A 21,293-nucleotide genomic window follows, 5' to 3' on the forward strand; every position below is an offset into this window, starting at 1 on the left:
TAATATGGTATAGGAAATATTCGATGTTTTATCAATTGATGAGCGGATTCTTGTGAACTAATTAACAACACATTTTGTAAAATTTGAAATTTCTTAAAATTTATAATGCTTTTTCAGGCATCTACCTCCAGACATAAATAATATGTAGTATTATTAATCATAAAGAGTTTTTTATTCAGATATACTATCTAAATAACTCAGTAAAATTTTTTGTACATCTATCCTGTGGGGTAGAAAACCAGCAATTATATTTACCACAGATGAATCCTATCATTTAAGGATAGATATGCTTATATATGTCATGCAAATATTGAGGCTGGAATTTCAAATATTAAGGGTTAGAGTCTGATTTTTGTAACTGAGATATTAGAATTAGTTCAGCTATATTCCAAGAAAATAGCTAGAATAATCTGAGTATTCATCATGCTCGGTGACCGGTAATTATATATGCGACTCTTTGTCCGATATTAGTTGCATGATCTGCCATGCGTTCTAAAAATCTAATTGCCAAAACCAGCAGTAAAATTGGTTCTACAAATCCTTCAATATCTCGTTGATAGGCTAAGGTTTGATAAAGTTGTTCGTAGGCAGTATCCACCTCGTTATCCAAAACTTTGATTTGTTGACCGCAAACAGCATCCATGTCAGCTAGTGCTTTTAAACTAGTTGCTAACATAGCTTGGGCGTAGCGCGACATGTTAGCAATTTCTGGTAATGAAGAATGAGGCGGATAAGGAAAAATTTTAATTGCGACTTCAGCTAAATCTTTAGCATAATCACCAATACGTTCCAAATCTCTTACCAACTGCATAAAAGCACTCAAACAACGCAGGTCCTGAGCTACAGGAGCTTCAAGTGCTACTATTGTTGTGCAGTCCGATTCAATTTGCCGATAGAATTTGTCGATTTTCTTATCTAATAAAAATAGTTCTTCAGCCGATGATAAATTACGCTCAAAAAGTGCTTGATGACCGAGGCGAAAAGATTGTTCGACTAAAGCACCCATACGTAAAACATCTCTTTCTACACGCCTGATTTCACGGGTCAGTTGGGGTCTTCCTGGTTGTAGCTTCATACTTCTCATCAAAAACCTCCGGGAGCTAGGAGACTCATATTTTTGTTTTTGGGGAGCCACTTTTTCATTAGGGAAAAAACGATTTGGTTGACAGATTGTGGTGTGGTACTAAATTTAGATGCGACTAAAAGTAACTAACGGGGATGATAAATCCCCGTTATTTTCTTTTTATGCCTGACAATTACGATATCCAGTGACAACACTAGTCAAGGTCGTTTTTGTTACTCACCACATTTAGGATTCAAAAGTCGATATCTCCACAAAATTTTGCTCGGTTCTATCAACTTAATTGTTTTTAAATTTTGTTGCTGACCTTCAGAACTTTAAATTTATGAGTATAAGTTTTTCATAATCTTGCCATGCACGATTACAACAGAAGCCCTTCCCTCACTTGAATTCATGGTAAATCTACCAATTTCACTAACTTTCTGAACTACTCATATATCAGTAAATTTTAAGTTACTGAGTGACTGTCGATTGAACAAAACTATATCGGTCGATAGCAAGACTGAATGTGATGCATTTAGATTTTATTTTGACAATGATAAATAGTTGTAAACGATTATATTATCACAGTATAAGTGGTAAATAACATAGTAAAACAATTTTTTAATATCCTATAGATTATAAATTGAAAATATCTTTCATTAATAACCTGCGATAGTGAAGAGCTACAAGCAAAAAAAGTGTCTTGCAATTTTTCTCCATACAGGACACATTAAATATAATCTGTGTCGTTAAAATCTGCCATCTCTTCGCCAAGCAATTCAATCTTTAACCAAGCTCCCCCACTTTCGGGATGATTCATGGCACTTATCTTACCCTTGTGAGAAAGTATAATTTGTTTGACAATTGCTAAGCCTAAACCCGTACCAACAATATCTGTACTTTTATCCCCCTCAGCTTCATAAGAACGGGAACGAGCTTCATCTCCTCTATAAAAACGTTCAAAAATATGAGGTAGGTCGTTTTGAGTAAAACCAACACCCGAATCAATAATATTAATCTCTACGGAATAGGAATTATCCGCTTCTGATTTACTAACATCTGAAGATGATATAACCTTGGTTTCTACCCGCACATTTGTGTTTGGTGGGCTGTACTTAACACTGTTGTCGAGTAAATTGAGAAAGACCTGATGCATACGTTGGGGATCGGCATTTACCCAAAGGTTTTCCGGTCCAACATAAACTAGTTTTAAATTGTGTTTTTGGGCTATTGGTTCCAAACTTTCCCAAACAGTATTAATTAAACCGCGTAATTCTAAAGGCTCGCGATGTAAACGGATAGAACCGCCAGTTTCTAACTGGTTTAAATCTAAAGAACTCTGTACTAAGCCAATTAGTCGGTCAATTTCTTTTAATAATCGATTTAACCATCGGTCGAGTGGTGCTTCAATTTGAGTTTGTAAAGTTTCAATTACTAACCTGATTGAGGTGAGGGGCGTTCTCAACTCGTGGGCTAAATCAGAAAAAGCTCGATCGCGAACTTGAGTAATCTCCAATAACGGTTGACAATCTTCTAAATATACTGCAACTCGACCCTCAGATAGGGGTAAGCTAGTCGCTCGCACAGCTCGAGTTTTAACTTCTAAAATTGCCGTTGCATCTTCACAAGTGGGATGAAATATCCACTCTCGTACTTGTATTTGTTGGCGATCACGAGTTTTTTCAATTAACCTGTCAAGTTCGTAAGAACGTACTAATTCCAGGAGTAATCGGATTTCCCCAGGTTGCCATTTTTGTAAACCCAATAACTCCCGTGCTTGTTGATTGCACCATAATAATTGATTTTCATCATCGACTTGTAGGTAGCCAATGGGTGCTGATTCGAGGACTTCATAGCAGATTTGTAGTTTCTGCTCTAAAGATTGTTGCTCCAATTTAACTAATTGGATCTCACGTTGTAAGCGTGGAATTAAAGGCGCTTTAGCTGGAGAAAACCTTTTTCGAAAAAATAATTGCGGTAACCAACAAAACCAAGAATTGAGTTGCACTCGTTTCCAGGTGCAAACACCAATTCCAAGCCCAAAACCGATACAAAATCCTAGTATTAACATGACTAGTTGTTAGTTGTGTTGGAAAAATCATAGCCAACAACTACCCAAAGCGATAACCAAAACCTCTGACAGTAACAATATATTCTGGATGACTAGGATCTTGCTCTAATTTTTCCCGCAACCAACGAATGTGAACATCCACTGTTTTACTATCCCCAACAAAATCAGGTCCCCATACTTGGTCTAATAATTGTTCCCGCGACCACACGCGACGGGCATAACTCATAAAGACTTCCAGGAGACGAAATTCTTTTGGTGACAAGCTCACCTCATCACCACGTACCAAAACCCGACATTCTTGGGGATATAAAGAAATATCTTTGTACTGTAAGACAGGTGTTTGCGGTAGACTGCTTAAGCGTTGACGACGCAATAAAGCACGACAACGAGCAACTAACTCCCGGACACTAAATGGTTTACTTAGATAGTCATCAGCCCCGACTTCTAACCCAAGAACTCTGTCTGTCTCACTGCTTTTGGCACTCAACATGAGAATTGGAATTGGATTTCCTTGATGTCGGAGCAAACGACAAATGTCCAATCCATTAATGTGAGGCAACATCAAATCAAGAACGACTAAATCAAATAGAGCTTCTCCTGAATTAGACTCGAAACATTTCAAAGATTCAATTGCCGAACGTCCATCAGTCGCAGTTAAAACTTCATAGCCTTCTGCCTCTAAAGCTAAAACTACCATTTCTCTGATAAGTTCTTCATCTTCTACCACTAAAACGCGGTTTGCTTGTCCAATATCTGTTGTTGCAGGATACTTCGCTGGCTCACTAGTATACATTGATGTGATTTGATAAACAGTGATTATACTTATATTTGATTGATACTAAGAAATACAATGTATTTACTTTTTTAGCTCAATTAGCGTGCAAAATTTATGGGCAAATGTAATATATTTAACAGTTGTATTTACTATTATAAAGCAATAAAACACTAAGACATTAATATTTTTATCCTATTTTTACTGATTTATACCGAACTGATATTTTTTTGCAGTTGCTTATTTGTTATTTTGTCATTATTTGCATTATCACTCGCTTTCTAAAAATAGAAATATCCAGCAGCATTGTATCAGGATTAAAGTCTGTTTCAGGGATACATTATTCTAAAATTACTCTTCCGTAAGAATAAAACCTATCTGTTGGTAAATGTCTAGGAAATATAGCCTCCTGATGTCTGAGATTTAAAGAATTTAAAAGTAATTTAGACAAAACTATTCAATTTAAATTTCGATGGTAATTGAGGGGTCTAACCCCGATGTTCGGTTTATTTCACAGTTGTTTGCAAGTTTATTAAGGTTTACATTTTAAGCTTTACCTGGGCATTTATTTTGATTTTTTAGTATTTTTATGTTCTTTGAAAGACCTATTTTTTAGTTTAGTTTTAAGTTCATTTAATTACTTAGATACGCGTGAAGGCTGAAATCGCTAACTTTCTATTCAGGCTTGACAAGACTTGTTAGTTCTTTTGGCTGTAACTTGCAGTACTAAAGTGCACTTTTTTGAATTAAAAACATCAAGTATTAGTTTGGTTAGAATACTAATACCTCTATTCCTCAGGTAAACTATTTAACAAAAAAACACTAATGTCTGCAAATATTTACGTGATATCTTGTTCGGAACTCATAATTGTATTTCATTAGTCTTGTTTTTATTTCTAATCTATGATTAGTTTAGAGTTTTTTTGAAATTAAAAGCTTAAGCCAAGTTGAAATTTGATCGGGATTAATAACATTACTAAGATCTGGAAGTTAGAAAAAATTACTACCTGAATCACATTCAGTTTGAGTGGTATATAGTTATCAATCCCTGCAGTCCGAGCATAAAATCAAGAAAATAATATGAATATTTTTCAAGCTTCACATTTTTGGTTTTTCTGTTTTAGTGTGATTTTTTTTCTTTCCCTTGATTTTTGGTCTTGGCAACCAGAATCATCTTTATCAGTGTTTTATCTTCCCCCCTGGGTAATATATTTTGTCGGCTTACAAATGCTTCTTTCTCTTGTTTTGCTGTTATTTGCCCTTATTTTTTGGAAAACACCATCAAACTAGCGTTCTATTGTGTAAGTAATTAAGATTTTTAACGCCAACATATCTCTACTGATAATTAGTAGTAGGTGTTTATAACCATTTTTGGCACTATTGTAAGAGTAGTTGATAGTGAAAATCATCTACACCAATGGCTGTAGAAAATTTAATTCCTTATTTGTTTATCGCTGTTTATTTGCTGTTTACTCTTGGGGTGGGGATAGTTGGCTATCGGAGACAAAATGATACGCCACAGGAGTATTTTCTCGCCGACCGCAATATTGGACCAATCGTTTTATTCTTTACTCTAATAGCAACTAACTTTAGTGCTTTTACTTTTTTAGGTTTTGCTGGTGCAGGTTATCGGGTGGGAATCAGCTACTATCCCATGATGGCTTTTGGAACAGCTTTAGTTGCTGTGTCGTTTTATTTTATTGGTTATAAAGTCTGGCTCTTAGGTAGGGAAAAAGGTTTTATTACTCCCTCAGAGTTAATTGCGGAGCGTCTAGGAAGTCAAACTTTGAAAGTGATTTTTCTGGTGGTAATGACGATTTTTACATTACCTTATTTAACGTTGCAACCAATTGGTGCGGGGTATCTTCTGGAAAATTTAACTGGCGGACAAATTCCTTATTTTGTTGGTGCAACTGTTTTAACTGTGACAATCGTCTTATATGTATTTACTGGGGGTATGAGAAGTGTTGCATTAACAGATGTTTTGCAGGGTGTTCTAATGTTTGTGTTGATGATTTTAGCGGTGTTTGCTGTCGCCAATAATTTGGGTGGGATCGGTGCAGCAAACAGCACAGTTTATCAACAAGTACCAGAGCTTTTTTCCCGACAGGGTATCAATAACTTTTTCACAAAACCCAAATGGTTTAGCTATATGCTTTTGTGGGTTCTGAGCGTACCCATGTTTCCCCAAATGTTTATGCGCTTTTATATCCCCAAAACACCAACATCTTTGAAGGTTTCTGCTGTTTTATATCCTTTGATAACAGCAACCATGTTTATTTGTCCCGTACTAATTGGGGTTTGGGCACATATTCCCTTTCCCGATCTAGCAGGAAAAGCAACAGACCAAGTTTTACCAATGATGTTGGCAGAATATACTCCTGCTTGGATCGCTTCATTCGTTATGGTGGGAGCATTAGCAGCATTTATGTCAACATTGGATTCCCAGCTTCTAGCTTTAAGTTCCATGTTAACGAGGGATGTATACATTTCTTACTTGCGTCCCAGTGCAAGCTTATCGGAGCAAACTTTAGTTGGACGGATATTAATTGTAATTTTGGCAATTATTGGATTAATCATTGCTTATAATCCACCTGCTACTATTGCTGCGATTGCAACTCAAGCTTTTACTGGTTTGGCTGTTTTGTTTCCTACGGTTATTGCTGCTTTGTATGGGAGAAATATCAACCCCCTAAGTTGTATAATTTCCATTCTCATAGGGGAGGCAGTATTACTTAGTTTTCAATTAAAGTTAATCCCAGCAAGTTTGACTTTTGGTTTTTTACCAGTTGTACCGATAGTTACTCTTTGTTCAGTAATTATTCTGTTGGGAAGTTTATTGATAAAACCAAAATCCAACCCTATCGAAAATTCAACAAATAAAAATCAAACAAATAAATAAGTTTAAATACCATAAACCTATTAATTATTAGAGAAAAGTGAGTTTTATTAATTTCGTGTTGATGATAAGCACAAGGCTTTTCCACAAGTACTCACCTATTAGTAAAGTCTGAATATGAAAGGTTTCAGTTTCAAGAAAAATATTCTATGGAAGTTTCTGTTAACAAGTAGCTTTTGTCTACTAAGTGTCGGTGAAGCTCTAGCAGTTCCAAAAACCCTGGTACCACCTTCACCCTTCAAAGGATTGAATGGTTTAAATTTTGATAGTAACGGACAATTATATGTAGGAAGTGTAGCTGGACAAAGAATATATCGGGTTGATATTGAAACTGGAAAACTTGATGTATTAATTGATCGCCCCCAAGGTCAGGCTGACGATTTCTTTTTTACAGCCAATGGAGATGTCTTTTATACATCATTGCTTGAAGGTAAAGTCAGAAGCTTCAATTTAAATACAGGCGATCTTGCAATCCTAGCTTCAGACATACCACTGGTCGATCCAATCGCTCAAAACCAAGATGGTCGGGTTTTTGTTGCTCAAAGTTTGAGTCCAAATGCTACAGGACTTTTTGAAATTGACCTCATGGGAGTGAATCCCCCGCGTTTAGTTTTAAACAAACCGGGGTTAAATGCTTTTGCATTTGGTCCTGACGGATTACTTTACAGTCCAGGTCAATTTACGGGTGAAATCATCAAAATTAACGTTGATACTGGCGTCAGCGAACAAGTCACCACAGGATTAGTGAATCCAATTGCTGTTAAATTTAATTCAAAAGGGGAGCTATTTGCGCTGGACACAGCAACTGGTCAAGTTTTGCGAGTTGATAGGACAACTGGTCAAACTCAATCAATTGCTCAGTTGCAACCAGGCTTGGATAATTTAGCATTTGCTCCCAACGATTTGTTGTATGTAAGTAACTTTGTCGATAGTGATATCAACGAAGTTAATACAGAAACTGGTAAAGTTCGAAAAATTATCCCAAGTCGGGGATTAACAGCACCAGGTGGGATAGCGGTATATAATAATTCTCTCTATGTTGCAGACACTAATTCCTATCGGGTTTTAAATCGCAAAACCGGACGCATCAAGCAAACATTACGTAGTATTGTTACACCGATTCAAAATCCTCTGAATGTTTCTGTTAATGAAGAAAATGCAATTGTTAGCAGTTGGTTCGCTGACACAGTACAGCGGCTCAATCGAGAAACTGGAGATGTTTTGAATACCTACACCGGTTTTAATGTACCCTATGATGCGATCGAACTTTCAGATAGTAATATTTTGGTAGCTAACTGCGGTAACGGTCAAATAACTCAAATTTTGGACAAAAATGGCACAGACCGACGTGTAGTAGCATCCGATTTATCTTGTCCAACAGGTTTAGCGCAAGTAGATGAAGATACTGTCTTAGTTACAGAATCTCTGGGTAATCGACTATCACTACTTGACCTCCGGAGCGGGAAAAATCAAGTTATTACTTCAAACTTATCTTCTCCCGAAGGAGTAGCTTATCACCCTGAAGGAATAGCAGTAGTCGCTGATGTTGGAACCCAAAGTATTAAAGCTATTAATATAGCCACAGGAAAAACTGTTACTTTGAAGAAGAATTTACCAATTGGTCTTCCAGGTTTTCCAAGCGGACCACCACCTTATAGTTTTACAGGAATTACCCTCGCTAAAAATACAGTTTATATTGCTGGAGATATTGATAATTCGATTCGTACAGTCAAGCTCAAACCAAGAATTAAAGCTTTCTTAGGTCTTAAAGGTTGGGGACATGAAGATCGAAAATCTCATTCCTGATGAGCTATTTGAATTATCTTGTTTAAAAATTAGTCGTCAGCTGGTACCTGATTGAATCACCAGCATTTTAACAGCGATAACGAGAAGTAATGTCTTTTTCAGCTTCCCGCTATCTATTGGTCATAAATCCCGTGTTAACCTTTTAGTCTTAGGGCGGTGCATTACGGCGAAGTGATAAAGGTAACCCAAAAAATATATTTTCTTGTAAGCAAACACGCACCGCACCCTACAGAAATTGATTACGCGAACTCTATTATTGTCCCTGAGGAAGCACGGGAATATCTAACCGTTGTAATTTCTTTTGAGTTAGGGTCGCGTACAGTTATTAATCCTGATTTGTTACTCATTTGCATAGAATCAGGGGTGGAACGACTTACAGTAAAACGCTTGACTTCATTGGGCTGTAATGTTCCACTTAACGCTTGAGGACGTCCGATCCTATCTTCCATTTGCCAGCCCGTGAGGTTAATTGCCTCATCGCCTGTGTTTTGTAATTCAACCCACTCCTTACCTTTATCTTTTCCTGCAGGGTTAGGTAATGCTCGCACGATCCTAACAGAAGTGTCATTGGTAAGAATTTCATCTATTGGGACAATACGAGGAGGATCCATTTCCGATTCTTGATTTTGTCCTCCTCCTTGATCCTCAAGACTGAGAAATATGGGGAAGAATGAACGAATCATCTCTCCTCGACTACCGTTGGGGTTGATATTGCGATAAAGAACTAAATCGTAATTTGCCCCATTAATATTTACTCGCCGTTTGTCACGTCGAACTCGACCGTAAACACTTTCATAGTAGACAACGGTTGCGATCGCAATTTCACATTCCGGACTAGGTCCAACAAAAAAACCACCTTTTTTCTTAAAAAGTTTAGCGACAACATTACCGCGCATATCCGTGACTGTTTGCAATTGTTGTAGGGTCACAACATTGGGGTTTTGTGGTCCTTCTTGTCCTTGCAAATCATATTTGTAGCCCAAATAGTTTACCCGTTGATTTTGTTCGTCAAGGTAGAATTTTACCCAAGAATGATAGCCAGAAATTTTACCCAGGGATTCCTTCTTATTACCTGCATCGATATCATATTTCCCTTCACCAACAAATACATGCTCAAAACCGGAAGCAAATTCAGTTGTTCTACCCCTGAAGTAATTGGTGTAAAGTTCAAACCAGATACGGCTTAGTTTGGAAGCAAATTGTTGCTCTGAAAGATTTTCACCAAATTCTTGGTTGATGTACCTTAGCGCTAACTGAATAGGTTTAGTTTTGAGAATTAAAGATATAAACTGTTGTTGCTCTGCTTCCTCTTGTTCGTCTGTAAATTCTGGATCAACAGAACGGATAGCATAATTATCCAACAGACTAATGAAACTAACATAGGTTCGATTTTCATCAAATAGTTTCTCTTCGTTAACCCGGTAAAATAAGGAATTTGTGGCTAAATCTATTTCCCGACTCCCATTGGCTTTTACCTGTTCATCCAACAAAATATCGGCATTTGGATTTTCCCACTCTCCATTCTGATTGCGAGGACTCACAGAGAATTGATTTTCATCGTTTTCCCAAAGAATTTGATAGATATTATCTCCTGTCAACTCAACAGAATTTACATTATCGAGGGATGGAAGTGTTTGCATGTTTTAGTTCGTTCTAATTTTTTAAGGTATAGTCATAAAAAATAACTTTGTCCAATATGTAAAATAATTGACACAGTTACTTTATCATCTAGGCAGATCGCGGTATGACCCATTAAAAGTTTGCAAAAATTGCCTGCGCTTTCACCGAAATCCTTGTAGAAAAGCAATCTTACTAAAGATAAAAATTGTGATATGGCAAATATCTAGCAACCAACCCAAAATTTATTTTTTGTAAGTAGGACTACCATTACTAGTTATCCAAGTAAAGCTAAAATCAGGTTAATTTAATATTTAAAAAATATAAAAAATAAGTTAAATTTTCTTTGATGTAATACTTTTAGCTGCCGGTAGAGGTGGCAATAAATATCATTTCGTAGCAGATTGCAAGTAAGTGAGGTATAGTTCAAAAGCTGAAAGTCATTTATAAAGAGCATTACATTCCTGGCTCCTGTCTTCTGACTTCTGCCAGTAGAGCGTTAGGTACGTGCGCGACAGCCCATAATTCTGCTATATGTTGCCAGTTCGGAGATATTTGAGAGTTTTTTGGGCATCTACTTTTTGAAATAAGCACCATGTTTAAAACAACTTTTCTCAAGAAACTCTGGATAGGATTGGCTTAATAAATGGCCACCGTAGTAATATCGCTAATGTTAAAAAAGATTAGCGATCTATTTAAATGCAGATTAACTGGCAAACAGTCAAAACCTACGAAGATATCGTCTATGAAAAAATGGGTGGTATCGCAAAAATAACTATTAACCGCCCCCACAAGCGTAATGCTTTTCGTCCTCAGACAGTTTTTGAACTGTATGATGCTTTTTGCGATGCTCGCGAAGATATCAAAATTGGAGTTGTGTTATTAACTGGTTATGGGCCACATACTGACGGTAAATATGCTTTTTGTGCGGGTGGCGATCAAAGTGTACGTGGAAAGGCTGGCTACGTCGATGATAACGGCATTCCCCGTCTAAACGTCCTAGATTTACAACGCTTAATTCGTTCCATGCCCAAAGTTGTAATCGCTCTAGTTGCAGGATATGCAATTGGTGGCGGACATGTGTTGCACTTAATTTGCGACTTAACTATTGCTGCAGATAATGCCATCTTTGGACAAACAGGACCAAAAGTTGGTAGTTTCGACGGCGGTTTTGGCGCTAGCTACCTGGCGCGAATCGTCGGACAAAAAAAAGCTCGCGAAATTTGGTTTCTCTGCCGTCAGTACAGCGCTCAACAAGCCTTGGAAATGGGCTTAGTTAACACAGTTGTACCAGTTGAGCAGTTAGAAATAGAAGGAATTCAATGGGCAAAAGAGGTTTTAGAAAAAAGCCCAATCGCTATTCGTTGCCTGAAAGCAGCATTCAATGCTGATTGTGACGGACAAGCTGGCTTACAAGAATTAGCGGGGAATGCGACTTTACTTTACTACATGACAGAAGAAGGAAGTGAAGGGAAGCAGGCTTTTCTAGAAAAGCGGTCGCCCAATTTTCATCAATATCCTTGGTTACCTTAATTCGGTTACTTTAATTTCACAAAAATTGTCCCCTAGAGTAATAAGGGACAGTTTTTTATCAACCAAATTTTAACTTACAACATTCAGTTACAAGATTTAGAACAGAACCCAAAAATATTAAAAAAGAATTTATTTTTCTAGATCCTTGTGGAACTAGTAAATTTTGGCTGATTTTCAATATTTACATTTTTCACAAAATAGATTTCAAATATTGCAAAGCAAATTATTTGAAATTCATATGGTTCGGGTGAAAGACTAAGCTATCTATTTACTTTAATTTCCATCTCAAACTGCTCAAATATTTTAGTTCGATCCTGTTTATCAAGTTAAAGCAAATAAACTTGGCAAGCTTTATTTATTGGCATCTATGTTTAATTCAAGCAACTTTATTTTCTGCACTAGTAAGCTCAACTTGACTCAAGTCTGAACCCAAAACAGGAGTTGCATCTGCCAAGTTCCAAACGTCTTCCAATCTTTCCCATGAAGGTGCAAATGGTGGTAAGGAAAGAGAACAAGATTTCCAATTTCCCTTTACAGGCGCTCCCAATTGTTGACAGGCTCCACCCCGCCTTCCTTCAGGTCTGTAATATCGACAGTATCTGCAGGAAGAAGCTAAGAATTTGATGGCTTTCATATTCAATGCCGAAATAGGCTAACTAACATAATTTTATTTTGCTCTTAGATACAAATACAGAATTCAGCTACAAACCATTGTTTCATCTTGTTTATAGCCTTTTCTATTAAAAAGGTAACTTTACTTTTTTTTTATATTTGTGTTATATTTTTAAATTTTTATGTTAAGAAGTTGATACAAAAGGAGAGCTAAAGTAATTAAATAGTTACGGTATGAAATATATGAATAATAGCTCAAAATAATTGGGGATCAACTATAAATATAAAATTTTAGATCCCCTAGTTTTAGGAACATCAGTCGATAAAAATGACTTTTCAAAAAAAAACATACTTTTTGAATAGATTTATAATAGCTCAATTATCTTATGGATTTTGCAAGAGCGATCGGGTGTACTTCAGTTTGTGTTACTTCTTTTCTTATACCTTGAGATAATATCTGCAAGGTTTTTTCTAGTAATCTGCTACAGGTAAAAGGATTTTGGAGGCTATGAAAATATCAAGCCCAATATATTCCACCTACTTCAGTTTTTATCTTCTAAAAGAACATTAGTGGCTTAGATTTTGAATTAGTTAAGGATTAATTCAATGGGTTGTAATTCGATAATAGTTGTGTTATGCGTTTGCGTTCGTAATGCGTTAAATCTTTCGCAGATTTTTCCAATTTCTCTAATTGCTGGTAAATTAGGTGATTTTCAAAAGATTCTATGCGTTCTTTGAGTTCTCCATATAGTTCTTGGTGAGTAAACTCAGTTGTTAAAGCTGAAGCAATTTTTTCTCTTTCTTTCCCAAGAGGTTGATTATTAAACTGATAATTATCCCGAGCATTTTGAGACACTAGCTCAAGAGCAATGGCTAACAGCAGAGTATCATAAGCCCCATTTAATTCTCCACTAGAACTAATTTCTTCAGGAATTAAATCGGGAATATTATTATCTTGTTCCGATGGTTCTTGATGATTGCGCTCATAGCAGTCTCGATAAAACTCTATTTGACTGAGGAAATACACCGGAAAACCTAAAGAACGTACCAAAACCCGCAAACTGCCTTCATTTTCCGCAACAATGGGAGTAATAGAACGGCTAAAGCGGCTATAAAGCTGAAGTATTTCTTCTTTATCTTTTGCTCCTACCCAAAGGGTAATTTCTGGTTGAGAAGTCGGATTTAAATGAGCGTCACTATCTTGAAGGCGCAACAGTATTTTTGCACTATGAGAAAGTTGATTCAGTCGGACATTTGCTGTCTCGTTTGCAATTAAATCCGATTTTAAAACTTCTCCAATTGATAATTGACTTAAATTTTCAAACTGTTTTTTTGAGAATGATAGCAGTCGCTGGCGAAATTCTGTAGCAGTAATTTGCCACGATTGAGAACGACTAATTTCTTCTCGTGAAAATTTATTAATGGATAGGGTTGATGGAAAATTCTGATGATAATAAGTATCAATATCAGAGGTTGTTAAAACTGCTAATCTAGTTTCAGAAGAATTTGTAGAGAGTTGATCGCGTTTGTTAATTAAATTTTCATGTATTCGAGATAAATTCGACAAAGTTTGGCGTAAAACTTCTGTTTTTTGTTTGGTAATTTTAATGAGATAATTTAGGGTTTCAACGCGAATATTTTGAGCGTATAGTTCGTACTCTAACTTTAGTTGATCGTTATAGCTATGACGTAGTTCTACAGCAGTAGCCTTTAAACTGCTTTCAAGTCGTTCGACCTGTTTCCGAACTTTCTGAATATGCTGGCGAATACCACTGCTATATTTCAGCCAAATGACCACCGAGTAAGTCAACGTTGCGACTAAACCCAAAAGTAGATAGTTAAGTAAGTTGACTCCGATATGTTGTAATAGTGACCAAAATTTTGATTGACTAAAAAGACCAGTTACAACCAGTATTCCAATCAAAAAAATAACAACAACAACAGGAAGGGTAACTAGATATAAAGAGCGAAACCGCTTCTCTTCTGTTATCAGTTCATTTAACCGATCTGTAGCTGTTTCATGCTGATTTTCTAAAGAATTTAGCAGTTTTTGTCTTTGATTTATAGCTGCGTATGTTTTGGCGCGAGCATCATCAATTGCAGTAAGGCGAGTTTGGCGGGCTTGTTCGATTTCTGCATTGATAGCTTGGTGATATTCAGTAACAGCTATTTTTAATTGTTCCTGAATTTTATCTAATTCTTCAATAACTGTTTCCGAATTAGGATCAGTTAAATTATCCTGGGTTAAATTATTCTGGTTTAAATTACCTTGGGTTAAGTTATCTTTTAGTTGTTGCTGTTGTGATTTTAAAGTGAAAACTTGCTCGAGTAGCTTTTGACTATTTTCTTTATTAATTGCAACGTGCAATCGAGAATCTAATAATGCTTCAGCAGTACGTAATTCTGTAACTAAATTTTCGGGGCGATCGCTAATAAATTCAGTTTGTAACTCCAAATAAGGATTAGTCAGGATGTTTGATAACCTAACTGTTTTCTGCAAGCCATTGGTGACAGCATCAACATATTGGTTAATTCTAAGATCCAAGAGTTCGGTTAGTTTAGCTTGCGTTTTTTTGCCACAATTTTCTAGAGTGCGCTTATATGAAAGAAGTTTTGTATCTTCAAATTGCTTATAAGCACGTTCCAATTCAATTCCATATTCTTGAACTTTACCGGGACGAATATCAAGTCGGGGATTAAAATCTTGCCAAACTGGTTTACCGTTGTCTCTTTCTAATTGCTGTAAAGCATCGTTATAATCTTCACTCAGGACAAATTCTTTAGCATTCAAAAGTAATTGACGATGTGCTTCTGGAGTAAACTTTGCTTGTGGTAGAAACTCTTGGCTCAGAATATCGGCTGCTAAGGTTGAACTCAAGCGATCTATAACTGTCTGTGCGGGAAAAAGTAACTCTCCATAGCCGAATGTACTATATGCTGGAATTTTTCCCCGTACTGTATGGGTTCCAATTAACAATCCGCCTGTTTCTGGCTCAGCGGTCAAAAAACCTGCAAAAGCATCGGCGTAGCTATCCAAATTAACTCCCAGTTCTCCAATGCGTTCGTCGATCAACCAGCAATTATCAAAAGGTGGTTTTTTTTGAGCACCAGAAATCACCACTCCTTTGGTCATTTTTTCGTCTAACTCTTTGAGCAGTTGGTAAGCAGCAGCATAATGTTCAGTTTTAGCTTGAGCAAATAACCCCGGTAGGAGCAACAAAGCTTCTAGGCTATGGGGAATATCAGTAAAGTAGATATTAAATAGCCAATGAATCAAGCGGGATAGGTCAAATACCAGTTCTCGTACCCAAGGGTCGCTAGCGGAGAACATGATGTAAATTCTATACCAAGAACTAATATCAACTCCGGAATTTCTCGCTGCGATCACTTCAGGAGATTGATTAACTGATTTAATCAAATCAATTAGAGTTGTTTGCAGTTCCTTGGCTCCCTGTTCAAACTGTTGACTCAGTTGAGATACAGAAGCTTGTTTGGGATTTTTCAATTTGAGTTCGAAACTCCCATCGGCAAAGCGATCTAACTCCTTACTAAACCCAAGAACTTGACCATCCCAAGTGAGAGTATAAGTTTGAATTAAGTGACTTTGAACCGTAGGAAGTTGTTGGAGTTGTCCTTCGATAGCTGCACATAAAGCAGCGCTATGGGGGTCGAGGGCAATTAGGATAGTTGGTTTTGGCATGATGCTAGTAAGCTGCTATGCAGCTAAATTCAGAAGTAGAATCCTTGTTTGCAAAGTTTCAATAAAATTTGTGATAGTAGCTTTATTTACCTTATTCGTGACTAGCTAATCACATCCAAATCTTCCAAGTAAGCATCAATTTCTTGAATTTCCATTTCTACCTGTTCTTTAATTTGAACGGCAACTTTATTGTTCTTCAAAAGTTGGTTAATCTGTTTAATGTAATTTTCCAAGGAAAATCTTGCTTTTTCTAGATCTTCGTGGGTGATTTTATCAACCTTATCAGCAATTTCTTTAACCAATGACGAGTTACTCTTAAAAGCTCTGAATGCTGATCTGCGATCGTTCCCCAACAGCAAAATTCCATCTTCTAATTTTCTTGCTTGTTCGGTATGTATAAAATATTTTCTTTTATGATTAATAATCAATGAATATGGATTAGGTGCTAAGGCTAAGGCAAACCAGCGCAGCGATCCACCGTCATCTTCCGGGGGAATTAGATTTGCTAAATTTGTCCAACCCCGGTGCAAATGTTTAAAGACTTTGTCTGGATCTAGGTAAGCTAACTCCATATCTTTCATACCATTGAGAGCAAACAAAGGTACACCTATTTCCACTCGAAATAGCGTAAGTTTGTGGGGTTCACCTGTGGGTACAAAAGAAACATTACCTTTGCCTTTAGGTATCCGATTGGAAAGGGGTGGATCGCTAAAAATAGTGTTATTACTCTCGACGCCGTAATAATAAAATTCCGTAGTTATATGCTGCTTTTTGGCTGGAATTTCTGAATCTTGATACTGCCACAATGGAACTGCTAGTTTACCAAGTTGTTGTAAATCTTCTCCTGCATCTTCTGGGTTGCTATCTGCCAGAACTTGCTCAATACTCATACTGGTGAGCGGACGATAAGTTTCCTCCATAAAACTTAAGATGTCATCTTTGACTTCTTCAGCTTTTTTCTCAGACCAATTAGTTAAGCTTTGAGATTGTTCTCGATACCAACGGATGAAGTCTTCCCCGGTAAATTTCGGGCGTTTTGATTCTAAGTCAATGCGCTGAATGGTATGAATGAAAGGATTATCAGAATTACCTTGCAAACTAACTTCAGCGTAACTTTGTTCCAAATCTCGATAAACTTTATCTAAGTTGCTGTGAATACGTTGGCATTTTTCCTGAATTTGCTCTACCTTAGTCCGCAAGACACCGCAGAGTTCTGCAGCTTTATCGCAACGCTTCCAATGTAAATATATCTTCCACTTTTGATCCGTCCGTTCTTTGTACCTTTGACAAGCTGCTTGAAGATTATTTTTATTCAGGAACCAACCTTTTGCAACTTCTTTAATTTTTTCTTCTTGTGGTTCTAACTTTAAAGCAGAAAAACTAGATTGTGCTTCTTTTGATTTGCGTTGAACGGTTTGTTGTAACTCATCTAGTTTATGGGCAAGATTATTTACAAATTGCAGAGTAGAAGCTAAACCATTAGGATGATTTATACCACGCTCTAACCAAGCTGATATTGTAGCTGTCGCAGTCTGTTCTAAACGGTAAAAATTCATCGCTAAATCTTTAGCAGTCCGTTGTTCCATTTGGTCTAACTGCCGCTTGTACAGGTCTTTGATCGTCTGTGGGGAGGTACGATCAAATTTCATTTCACCGATTCTGAATTCTGGTTTGATTTGTCCGCCGCGAGCGCTCTGTATTAAACTATCTAGAATAGTGGTGGTGTCTTCCAATTTACAATCTTGTAAAAAACGATCAATTTCACTTCCGATATCGATACTGGTAGTAGCAGCCATCAACTCATTTTTGAGTAACTTTTGTGCATCTTCTAATTTCATGCGCTTGTACTGATGTACTGGCAAAGTTAGGGTCGCAAAGCCAAAACTACAGTAATTTATATTTCGTCCTCGAACTTTTTCACCAGTTGCTAAATAAGCCCGAATGTTGTCGGCTACGTTAGCAGCATCTAAACCAATTTGAGAGCCAATTTGAATATATAAGCCATCAGCAATTAAATTTTGCAGGTCGTTCGGACGGCTAACTACAGTACCATTTTTATTGATACCGTCCATCAAAAACACTGCATCAAAGGGAGGTCGATCTGCTTTGACTTTGGTAATACCGTAATCAATTTCTAAAGGATGAGATGGAGACAATCCCCAAAAGTGTTCGATCTCTTTTAGAGCGCCATAAGCGTTGGATTTTACCAAATGAGTTTGAGGAAGATTGGCAAATACTCTGGGTAATACAAATAACCCCGTAATATTGGAAAAGCTGTTGAGATATTGCCGTGTTAGAAATGCCACATCTAAAAAAGTACCACTACCAGTTCCACCGGCTAAACTACCAACAATAAAAACTTCAATACCATCACGGTTAGAAACTTGAAAGTTATCTGAAAATGCTTGTTTGCTAGTGCGAATCTCCCGTACAGCATTTATTGCTTGACTTATCAAACCGTTAATATCGCCCACCTTGGCAAAAAATGCTAGTCGTCCTCGCGCTCGAATTTGTCCCGCACCACTAATCAAGCTAGATGTGGGAATATTTTTAGGCCACCATTCGTCAATATGATCGTTGCGGGTTAACGGTAATGGATTTGCCACTGAAATCGCATAAAGTTCATTAGGTTCTAAAATAACTTTAGTGCCATCAGGTGTTTTTTCTCGACTTTGAATATTTTCGGTTGTATCAATAGAAATAAAGCGAATAATTTCTGGTACGTAGCCATAAACATCAATAAATCGCTTTTTTAGTTTGAGTACGACTTCATAACCAGTACCTCCTAGCCCAATGACAACAGTGGGGCGAAAAACAACTGTGGGACGCGGCATTTAATTTCCTCTAATTTTAGTTATTAGTTAAAAGTCAAAAGTTTTCTAGCCCACTGTTTGGTTCATAGGGCCTTTGGTTTCCGAGCCAGTTAAATCGCAGCTTCACGTTACCAAGCCCGATTGTGTCTTCGTCGTAAAGTTGATATGTAGTTATTTTTTCATTATTGACAAAAATTACACCTTCTAAAACCCGTATATATACATATTTTTTCCCCGATTGCCAATTTACGATTAATTCCGCATCACAATTTGTAGCTGCGATCGCTGGTATTAATGCACTCAGGTTGACTTTTGGTTTCTGCTGATGGGTAAGACTGATATATTCTTCTTCCGGTGATATTGGTTGTGGTTCTATTAGTTCCAATTCACCTTCTAAATGTTTGCGACTGCGAATATCTTGAAGTAATTCCCAGGGGGTTTTACGTTGAATAAAGCAAATTATAGTTAAAGCAATTAAAAGTAGTAGTAATATTAACAGTGACCAAAAGATTATTTTCCGTCCTAGTGGAATCAAAACTTGTATTTCCGCTTCAGTAGTGAGGGGAGTTGCAAGCGGATCGTCTGGAGTCACAACCACATTAAAGATACGCTTACCTTCAAAACTGCTCTCGGAAGCCTTAAATTGTACAGGTATTTTGGTTTCTCCAACAGTTAAGGATACAGTTTCTGAAGGTTGTTTTAGGGAAACATCTTGAAAATTCCCTTGCAGTTTTAAGCTAGCGGTTCCTGAAATTGTGCTGCGAACTACCAAAGTTTTTATTTCGCTGGTTTTCCCTGTAACTACAGAACCAAAATCTAATTTTTTGGGCTGCACTGATAATTGCGGTTTAATAGTTAAAGATAAATCAATTGTTTGCGGTGCAATGGCTTTATTTGTTGCTTGCAATACCAAGCGCAGCTTGCGGATACCTCCTTTGGTATTTGCTGGAATCTGTAATTTTATAGGGATAGCTATTGCTTGATTAGCAATTAAGTCAACTGTGCTAGGTGAAACTAATTTAACGCCGCTTTTTTCTATATCTTTGAGTTGTAAATTTACCTTAGTGTCAACATTACTAATACTATTAATACGGATTGATTTTATAGTTTTTCCCGGCAGAACAGGCGGTAAATTAATTGCAGATAAACTAGCATCAATTTGCGGTTTTATTAATACTGGTCTAATATTGTGTGCCAGCTTATTTAATCGTATTCCTCCGGGGTCACGTAATACCCTTCCTTTTCCACAAAGTGCTGGATGATTCGCAAATTTGTTTAATTGTTTTTCGTGTTCTGTCTGTCCTAAAGATACGAAGAATACATAAGGTTTACATTGTTGTTCCCTTAAAAGTTGGTTATTTTGAGGGATGGGTACGGGGTTAGAAATCCCTCGAATATCTTCCAATCCATCAGTAAGAAAAACTATACTCACAGTCCTATTTGCAGCATTGGGGCGTTGGTTTAATCTGGCGGAATTTTTCAGCGCATATTGTACTGCTTTACCCGTGTGAGTGCGTATTCCATCAGCTTTGAGGTTATTAATTATTTGTTTGAGTTTACCCCGGTCGGGATTAGTTCTAATAGTAATTTCTTGAGCTTGTAGAGTTACGTCACTATCAAAATTATAAATAGTGACTGTATCACCTAATCTGGCAGTATTAACAAATTGAGTAATAGAACTCTTAACTTGAGGAAAAATATTTTTTGTACCACCTGCACCTCGCATAGAAGCAGAAGTATCTATTACCACAATCCAGTCAATTCCACCTTTTGAATTCTGAGCAAAAGCTCTACTAAACTGGGAAATTGACACGAAGGACAAAATTAAAATACTTAGGTTTGAAGTAAATTTAAACCATTTTTTTATATATTTTAAATTCATGGATAGATGTCTCCAGTCATACATTTATGACTTTTATCTGCTGATTTATAGGTTTTTTTTTTATGATTTAATTTTTCTATTTTACTACTGAATGAAATGGTATATTTTACAGATTTATTCAGGGATTATCTCTTAAAGAGAATCTTGAAATATCCACTAAAATCTAATCTTCAAATAATTTATAGGCTTATAAAAAGTCTAGATAAACTAATAATATTTGTTATTAAATATATGTGATAACAAATAATAAATGTTGAGTTTATTCATTAGTACAAAAATTAAAAATTATTGAAAAAGTAAAATTTTTGCTGTAGATTATTACTTGAATATATCAAATAATAATTATTTCATAGAATTACTTTAATGTATTATGTCCTACAATTGAAGTCGTAAAATATTTAAGTATTTGCAGAAATAATTAATCTAGATAAACTTACTAATGTATATGTTAACTATACAATTTTATGACATAGTACTTGAAAGCTGTTCAGTAGTAGTACTGAAGCTTAATAAGCTATATGAATA

The 21,293-nt window shown here is 36.5% G+C and carries 11 protein-coding genes; 3 read left to right on the forward strand and 8 right to left on the reverse strand.

All coding sequences use genetic code 11. From position 1 onward, the window contains the following. Positions 1–421 precede the first annotated feature (421 nt). The 3 genes from phoU to BC008_RS37445 form a co-directional block, all read right to left on the reverse strand. The gene (gene phoU / locus BC008_RS37435) at positions 422–1,084 is read right to left on the reverse strand and encodes a phosphate signaling complex protein PhoU (RefSeq protein WP_027838810.1); all 663 of its coding nucleotides are present in this window, start codon (positions 1,082–1,084) and stop codon (positions 422–424) included. Positions 1,085–1,793: 709 nt separating this feature from the next. Beyond that, entirely contained in the window at positions 1,794–3,134 is a 1,341-nt protein-coding gene (locus BC008_RS37440) for a sensor histidine kinase (RefSeq protein ID WP_027838811.1), read from the reverse strand. A 40-nt stretch (positions 3,135–3,174) separates the two neighbouring features. Next, positions 3,175–3,927, reverse strand: coding sequence for a winged helix-turn-helix domain-containing protein (locus BC008_RS37445; RefSeq protein ID WP_027838812.1), 753 nt, complete (start codon positions 3,925–3,927; stop codon positions 3,175–3,177). Between the two features lie 1,396 nt (positions 3,928–5,323). Between BC008_RS37445 and BC008_RS37455 the strand changes: the two genes are divergently transcribed. Both BC008_RS37455 and BC008_RS37460 read left to right on the forward strand, forming a co-directional pair. Continuing rightward, positions 5,324–6,808 (forward strand): sodium:solute symporter family protein, encoded by a 1,485-nt coding sequence (locus BC008_RS37455; protein ID WP_036262330.1) that lies wholly within the window; start codon positions 5,324–5,326, stop codon positions 6,806–6,808. A gap of 114 nt (positions 6,809–6,922) precedes the next feature. Next, entirely contained in the window at positions 6,923–8,611 is a 1,689-nt protein-coding gene (locus tag BC008_RS37460) for a Vgb family protein (protein WP_063800847.1), read from the forward strand. Positions 8,612–8,850: 239 nt separating this feature from the next. Here BC008_RS37460 and BC008_RS37465 read toward each other — a convergent pair whose 3' ends face one another. Further along, a complete protein-coding gene (locus BC008_RS37465; RefSeq protein WP_063800848.1) occupies positions 8,851–10,251 on the reverse strand; it encodes a lamin tail domain-containing protein in 1,401 nt (466 codons plus the stop codon). Between the two features lie 676 nt (positions 10,252–10,927). Between BC008_RS37465 and menB the strand changes: the two genes are divergently transcribed. Then, positions 10,928–11,761, forward strand: coding sequence for a 1,4-dihydroxy-2-naphthoyl-CoA synthase (menB, locus tag BC008_RS37470; protein WP_027838814.1), 834 nt, complete (start codon positions 10,928–10,930; stop codon positions 11,759–11,761). A gap of 376 nt (positions 11,762–12,137) precedes the next feature. On the opposite strand, the gene BC008_RS37475 is transcribed toward menB, so the two are convergent. The 4 genes from BC008_RS37475 to BC008_RS37490 all read right to left on the reverse strand — a co-directional run bounded on the left by BC008_RS37475 (position 12,138) and on the right by BC008_RS37490 (position 20,699). Then, a complete protein-coding gene (locus tag BC008_RS37475; protein WP_058184478.1) occupies positions 12,138–12,395 on the reverse strand; it encodes a hypothetical protein in 258 nt (85 codons plus the stop codon). A gap of 576 nt (positions 12,396–12,971) precedes the next feature. After that, a complete protein-coding gene (locus BC008_RS37480; protein ID WP_027838815.1) occupies positions 12,972–16,073 on the reverse strand; it encodes a GumC domain-containing protein in 3,102 nt (1,033 codons plus the stop codon). A 101-nt stretch (positions 16,074–16,174) separates the two neighbouring features. After that, positions 16,175–18,907, reverse strand: coding sequence for a tubulin-like doman-containing protein (locus tag BC008_RS37485; RefSeq protein ID WP_027838816.1), 2,733 nt, complete (start codon positions 18,905–18,907; stop codon positions 16,175–16,177). Positions 18,908–18,941: 34 nt separating this feature from the next. Continuing rightward, a complete protein-coding gene (locus BC008_RS37490; protein ID WP_235596000.1) occupies positions 18,942–20,699 on the reverse strand; it encodes a VWA domain-containing protein in 1,758 nt (585 codons plus the stop codon). Positions 20,700–21,293 lie beyond the last annotated feature (594 nt).

The sequence above is a fragment of the Mastigocoleus testarum BC008 genome (assembly GCF_001456025.1).
Taxonomy (GTDB): domain Bacteria; phylum Cyanobacteriota; class Cyanobacteriia; order Cyanobacteriales; family Nostocaceae; genus Mastigocoleus; species Mastigocoleus testarum.

Bases quoted from the DNA above. Each gene is read 5' to 3' on its own strand.
- phoU (WP_027838810.1), bottom strand. From the start codon at position 1,084: ATGAGAAGTATGAAGCTACAACCAGGAAGACCCCAACTGACCCGTGAA.
- BC008_RS37440 (WP_027838811.1), bottom strand. From the start codon at position 3,134: ATGTTAATACTAGGATTTTGTATCGGTTTTGGGCTTGGAATTGGTGTT.
- BC008_RS37445 (WP_027838812.1), bottom strand. From the start codon at position 3,927: ATGTATACTAGTGAGCCAGCGAAGTATCCTGCAACAACAGATATTGGA.
- BC008_RS37455 (WP_036262330.1), top strand. From the start codon at position 5,324: ATGGCTGTAGAAAATTTAATTCCTTATTTGTTTATCGCTGTTTATTTG.
- BC008_RS37460 (WP_063800847.1), top strand. From the start codon at position 6,923: ATGAAAGGTTTCAGTTTCAAGAAAAATATTCTATGGAAGTTTCTGTTA.
- BC008_RS37465 (WP_063800848.1), bottom strand. From the start codon at position 10,251: ATGCAAACACTTCCATCCCTCGATAATGTAAATTCTGTTGAGTTGACA.
- menB (WP_027838814.1), top strand. From the start codon at position 10,928: ATGCAGATTAACTGGCAAACAGTCAAAACCTACGAAGATATCGTCTAT.
- BC008_RS37475 (WP_058184478.1), bottom strand. From the start codon at position 12,395: ATGAAAGCCATCAAATTCTTAGCTTCTTCCTGCAGATACTGTCGATAT.
- BC008_RS37480 (WP_027838815.1), bottom strand. From the start codon at position 16,073: ATGCCAAAACCAACTATCCTAATTGCCCTCGACCCCCATAGCGCTGCT.
- BC008_RS37485 (WP_027838816.1), bottom strand. From the start codon at position 18,907: ATGCCGCGTCCCACAGTTGTTTTTCGCCCCACTGTTGTCATTGGGCTA.